The sequence below is a fragment of the Streptomyces sp. W16 genome (assembly GCF_033194735.1).
Taxonomy (GTDB): Bacteria; Actinomycetota; Actinomycetes; order Streptomycetales; family Streptomycetaceae; genus Streptomyces.
On record NZ_JAWOAI010000644.1, the window covers coordinates 1 to 4,890 of the forward strand.

General features: G+C 70.7%; 5 protein-coding genes and 2 pseudogenes. 4 read left to right on the forward strand and 3 right to left on the reverse strand.

Annotated elements, in window-relative coordinates; all coding sequences use genetic code 11:
* Positions 1-291, reverse strand: a pseudogene (locus R6V09_RS46020) (hydrolase); the annotation flags it as partial.
* Position 292: 1 nt separating this feature from the next.
* Positions 293-1,108, reverse strand: a complete 816-nt coding sequence (locus R6V09_RS46025; protein ID WP_317887435.1) for an SOS response-associated peptidase — start codon at positions 1,106-1,108, stop codon at positions 293-295.
* Between the two features lie 50 nt (positions 1,109-1,158).
* Here R6V09_RS46025 and R6V09_RS46030 point away from each other — a divergent pair, with 50 nt between their 5' ends.
* From R6V09_RS46030 to R6V09_RS46045, 4 genes are all read left to right on the forward strand, one after another.
* Positions 1,159-1,881, forward strand: a complete 723-nt coding sequence (locus R6V09_RS46030) for a M50 family metallopeptidase (protein WP_317887436.1) — start codon at positions 1,159-1,161, stop codon at positions 1,879-1,881.
* A 97-nt stretch (positions 1,882-1,978) separates the two neighbouring features.
* Positions 1,979-3,307: a 3-phosphoshikimate 1-carboxyvinyltransferase gene (aroA, locus tag R6V09_RS46035; RefSeq protein ID WP_317887437.1), complete on the forward strand. Its 1,329-nt coding sequence runs from the start codon at positions 1,979-1,981 to the stop codon at positions 3,305-3,307.
* Positions 3,308-3,319: 12 nt separating this feature from the next.
* Positions 3,320-4,330, forward strand: a complete 1,011-nt coding sequence (rsgA, locus tag R6V09_RS46040; protein WP_317887438.1) for a ribosome small subunit-dependent GTPase A — start codon at positions 3,320-3,322, stop codon at positions 4,328-4,330.
* A gap of 86 nt (positions 4,331-4,416) precedes the next feature.
* Positions 4,417-4,740: a DMT family transporter gene (locus R6V09_RS46045; RefSeq protein WP_019072143.1), complete on the forward strand. Its 324-nt coding sequence runs from the start codon at positions 4,417-4,419 to the stop codon at positions 4,738-4,740.
* Between the two features lie 9 nt (positions 4,741-4,749).
* On the opposite strand, the pseudogene R6V09_RS46050 reads toward R6V09_RS46045, so the two are convergent.
* Positions 4,750-4,890, reverse strand: a pseudogene (locus R6V09_RS46050) (TetR/AcrR family transcriptional regulator); the annotation flags it as partial.

The window sequence follows — 4,890 nt, forward strand, 5'->3', positions numbered from 1 at the left end:
GGAGACCACCGGCAGACCGGGCTTCGCGACGGCCGGCCAGATCCCCCGCCACCCCACGTCCAGCGTCTTCGGCGCGGGCGCCACCTTCTTCCCGGCCACCCGCCAGGGCTGCTCGACCAGCGCGACGGTGACGCCGTGCGCGGGGAGGGCGGCGGCGAGGGCCTGCAGATCCCGCGCCTCGATGCCACCGCCCGCGCCATGACTGACGGCCAGGACGAGCCGCGCCTTCTTCGCCTTGTGCCAGGTGATGCGGGCCGCACCCGCATCGGTCTCCACGATGATCTCGCTCACATCAGAAGAGTGTGCCCTCCTCGGGCCCCTCCAGTTCCTTCAGCAGCTCCGGTCCGTTGTTGCGGACGTTGCTGACGGCCGTGGACACCGGGTAGGCGCGCATCAGCCCGGCGGGCGGCGGTGCGAGCAGCTCGCGCAGCTCGTCGGGGTCGGTGCGGGCCGGGTCGAGCCAGGCGTCCCAGCGGTCGGGGGTGAGCATCAGGGGCATCCGGGGGTGGATGTCGGCGAGCGCGTACGGTCCGTCGGCGGGAGCGACCGCGAGCGGGGTCGTCTCCGCCTCGGTGGTGATCACCGAGCAGGTGACCCACCAGGCCAGCGGATGGTCGTCGGGCAGCGTCCGGTCCCGCCAGAACTCGTACAGTCCGGCCATCGCGAAGACCGACCCGTCGGCGGGAAGCACGAAATACGGCTGCTTGCGCTGCCGCTTCTTCTTCCCCTCGACCTCCAGCTCCCGCTCGTCCTTGGCAGTGACCCACTCGTAGTAGCCGTCGGCGGGGATGACACAGCGCCGGGCGGCGAAGGCCCGACGGTACGACGGCTTCTCGTGCACGGTCTCCGCGCGGGCGTTGATCATCCGGGCGCCGCCCTCGGGGGTCTTGGACCAGCTCGGCACGAGCCCCCACTTGAGCCGACGCAGCTGGCGAACCGGCTCAGGACTGTCGGCGTCTTTAAGTGGACGGTCGAGGACTGCATAGACCTCTTTGGTCGGGGCCACGTTGTAGTCGGGGGCCAGAACCTCTTCGGGCTCCCACTTCTCGATCTCAAAGACTCCTGCGAGATCCTCGGGCCCACGACTCGCTGCATACCGTCCGCACATACGTGCAACACTGCCAGATTCGACGACACCCACGGGAGCCTCCGCCGCCAATGGACAGCACCGCAATCGCCTCGATACCCGCCCTCTGGGACGAGGTCTTCGGCAGCCAGCCCGACCCGGATCTCTGGGTGGTGATCGCCACCATGGTCGCCGCGCTCGCCGTGGTCGTCCCGCACGGACTGTGGCGCCTCTCCCGCAACGCCATCACCATCGCCCACGAGGGCGGCCACGGCCTGGTGGCCCTCCTCACCGGCCGCCAGCTCACTGGCATCCGCCTCCACTCCGACACCAGCGGCCTCACCGTCAGCCGCGGCAAGCCGCACGGCCTCGGCATGATCCTCACGGCCGCCGCCGGCTACACCGCTCCCCCACTCCTGGGCCTGGGCGGCGCCGCACTCCTGGCCGCCGGCCACATCACCCTCCTCCTGTGGCTGTCGACCCTCCTCCTGATAGCCATGCTGGTGATGATCCGCAACGCCTACGGCGCCCTGACGGTGATCCTCAGCGGCGCGGCCTTCCTCCTGGTGTCATGGCTGACGGGCCCCCAGGTGCAGGCGGCGTTCGCGTACGCGGTGGTCTGGTTCTTGTTGTTGGGTGGCGTACGCCCGGCGTTCGAGCTCCAGGCCAAGCGATCGAGGGGCGGCGCGGGCGACTCGGACGCGGACCAGTTGGCGCGACTGACGCACGTACCAGCGGGTCTATGGCTGTTCCTCTTCCACCTGGTATCCCTCTGCTCACTAATAGGCGGGGGCAGGTGGCTGCTGGAACTCTGAAGCGCCCCGAAGGGGCAGCTTCAGGGGCGCGGGGAACTGCGCGACCAGCCACGACGGCGCAGCACCCGAAAGACGGCCTACTTATACAGTGGGTCACATGGCCCCGAACAACGACCAAACCGCCCTATGGCCCGCTCCCCACGCCCGCGGAGCCGTCAACGCGACGGTCCACGTCCCGGGGTCCAAGTCCGTCACCAACCGCGCCCTCGTCCTCGCCGCCCTCGCCAGCGAACCAGGCTGGCTGCGCCGCCCCCTCCGCTCCCGCGACACCCTCCTGATGGCAGCCGCCCTCCGCGCGATGGGCGTGGGCATCGAGGAGGGCGTAGGCACGGAGAAGGGCTCCGGAGAGTTCTGGCGGGTCATCCCCTCGGGCCTGCACGGCCCGGCCACGGTCGACGTCGGCAACGCGGGCACCGTGATGCGCTTCCTGCCCCCCGTCGCCGCCCTGGCCGACGGCCCCATCCGCTTCGACGGCGACCCAAGGTCGTACGAACGCCCCCTGAACGGCGTGATCGACGCCCTGCGCGTGCTCGGCGCCCGGATCGACGACGACGGCCGGGGCGCGCTGCCGCTGACCGTGCACGGCGGAGGCGCGCTGGACGGCGGGCCGGTGGAGATCGACGCGTCCTCGTCGTCCCAGTTCGTGAGCGCGCTCCTGCTCTCGGGCCCGCGCTTCAACATGGGCGTCGAGGTCCGCCACATCGGCTCCTCCCTCCCCTCCATGCCGCACATCCGCATGACCGTCGACATGCTGCGCGCGGTCGGCGCCCAGGTGGACACCCCGGAGTCGGGCGGCGAGCCCAACGTCTGGCGGGTGACGCCGGGCGCACTGCTCGGCCGGGACCTGACGGTGGAGCCGGATCTGTCGAACGCCCAGCCCTTCCTCGCGGCGGCGCTCGTCGCCGGCGGCAAGGTGGTCGTACCGGACTGGCCGGCGCGGACGACGCAGCCCGGTGACCGGCTGCGGGAGATCTTCACCGAGATGGGTGGTTCCTGCGAACTGACCGAGTACGGGCTGGAGTTCACCGGTTCGGGTGCGATCCACGGCATCGACGTGGACCTGAGCGAGGTCGGCGAACTGACCCCGGGCATCGCGGCCGTAGCCGCCCTCGCCGACTCCCCCTCGACCTTGCGGGGTGTCTCCCACCTCCGTCTGCACGAGACGGACCGGCTGGCCGCGCTCACCAAGGAGATCAACGAGCTGGGCGGTGACGTGACCGAGACCGCCGACGGTCTGCACATCCGCCCGCGCCGACTGCACGGCGGGATCTTCCACACCTACGAGGACCACCGGATGGCGACGGCCGGGGCGATCATCGGGCTCGCGGTCGAGGGCGTACAGATCGAGAACGTGGCGACGACGGCGAAAACCCTCCCGGACTTCCCCGACCTGTGGGCCGGGATGCTCGGGAGCGACGGGGCGTAGGGGACTCACGCCATGCGCCGCTACGGCAAGAACACCGACGAGGACGACATCCGCCAGCGCCCGAACCGCAAGGGCAACCGGCCGCGTACGAACATCCGCCCCAAGCACGAGGAAGCGGTCGAGGGCATGGTCGTCACCGTCGACCGGGGCCGGCTGACGTGCCTGGTCGAGGACCGGGTCGTGATGGCGGTCAAGGCCCGCGAACTGGGCCGGAAGGCGGCGGTGGTCGGCGACCGGGTCGGCATCATCGGCGACCTGTCCGGCGACAAGGACACCCTCGCCCGCATCATCCGCATCGAGCCGCGCACCTCCGTCCTGCGCCGCACGGCCGACGACGACGACCCGTACGAGCGCGTGGTCGTCGCCAACGCCGACCAGCTCGCCATCGTCACCGCCCTCGCCGACCCCGAACCGCGCCCGCGCCTCATCGACCGCTGCCTGGTAGCGGCCTACGACGGCGGCCTCGACCCACTCCTCGTCCTGACCAAGTCGGACCTGGCGTCACCGGACCAACTCCTGGAGATGTACGGCGCGTTGGGCGTCCCCTACGTCGTCACGAGCCGCGAGGAGCTGGAGAACGGCACCGCGGTGGAGCGGGTCCGCAAGCAGCTCGACGGCAAGATCACCGCGTTCGTCGGACACTCCGGCGTCGGCAAGACGACCCTCGTCAACGCGCTGGTCTCGCTGGAGCGGCGGCGCAGCACCGGCATCGTCAACGCCGTCACCGGGCGCGGCCGGCACACCACGACCTCGGCGCGCATGATCCCGCTGCCCGACGACTCCGGCTGGGTCGTCGACACACCCGGTGTCCGTTCCTTCGGCCTGCACCACGTGGACCCGTCCCGGGTGATCAAGGCGTTCCCCGACCTGGAGCCCGGCACGGTCGACTGCCCACGCGCGTGCAGCCACGACGAGCCGGACTGCGCCCTGGACCAGTGGGTGGCCGACGGCCACGCCGACCCGCAGCGGCTCTACTCGCTACGGCGGCTGCTGGCCACCCGTGAGCGAACCGAGGGCGACTGATCACCGGCTGACCACCGCGTGTTTGTGGGGACTCAAGTTCGGTAAGTGCATAATCGCACCGAGCCGGACAAACGGGAGGACAGCACATGGCGTGGCTGCTGGTTGTCGTGGCCGGAATTCTGGAGACCGGGTTCGCCGTGTGCCTGAAGCTGTCCCACGGCTTCACGCGCCTGTGGCCCACGGTCGCCTTCTGCACCTTCGCACTGGGCAGCTTCGGCCTGCTCACCCTCTCCCTGAAGAAGCTCGACGTGGGCCCCGCCTACGCCGTGTGGACCGGCATCGGCGCGGCCGGCACCGCGATCTACGGCATGGCCTTCCTCGGCGACCTGGTGTCGACGCTGAAGCTCGTGTCGATCAGCTTCGTCATCGTCGGCGTGATCGGACTGCAGCTGTCCGGTTCCGCGCACTGACCACCTGCTCTACTTGGTGGGGCCCAGCGCGCTGCGCACGAGTTCGCCGACGCCGCCCTCGCCCGGTGGCGCCGCCACACAGGACAGGGCCAGCCGCACGACGAGTTCGCAGGAGCGGGCCAGGTCGGCGGTGTCCGGCCTGGCGACGCC

Coding starts and splice junctions, on each gene's coding strand:
- aroA (WP_317887437.1), top strand. CDS start 1,979: ATGGCCCCGAACAACGACCAAACCGCCCTATGGCCCGCTCCCCACGCC.
- R6V09_RS46030 (WP_317887436.1), top strand. CDS start 1,159: ATGGACAGCACCGCAATCGCCTCGATACCCGCCCTCTGGGACGAGGTC.
- R6V09_RS46045 (WP_019072143.1), top strand. CDS start 4,417: ATGGCGTGGCTGCTGGTTGTCGTGGCCGGAATTCTGGAGACCGGGTTC.
- rsgA (WP_317887438.1), top strand. CDS start 3,320: ATGCGCCGCTACGGCAAGAACACCGACGAGGACGACATCCGCCAGCGC.
- R6V09_RS46025 (WP_317887435.1), bottom strand. CDS start 1,108: ATGTGCGGACGGTATGCAGCGAGTCGTGGGCCCGAGGATCTCGCAGGA.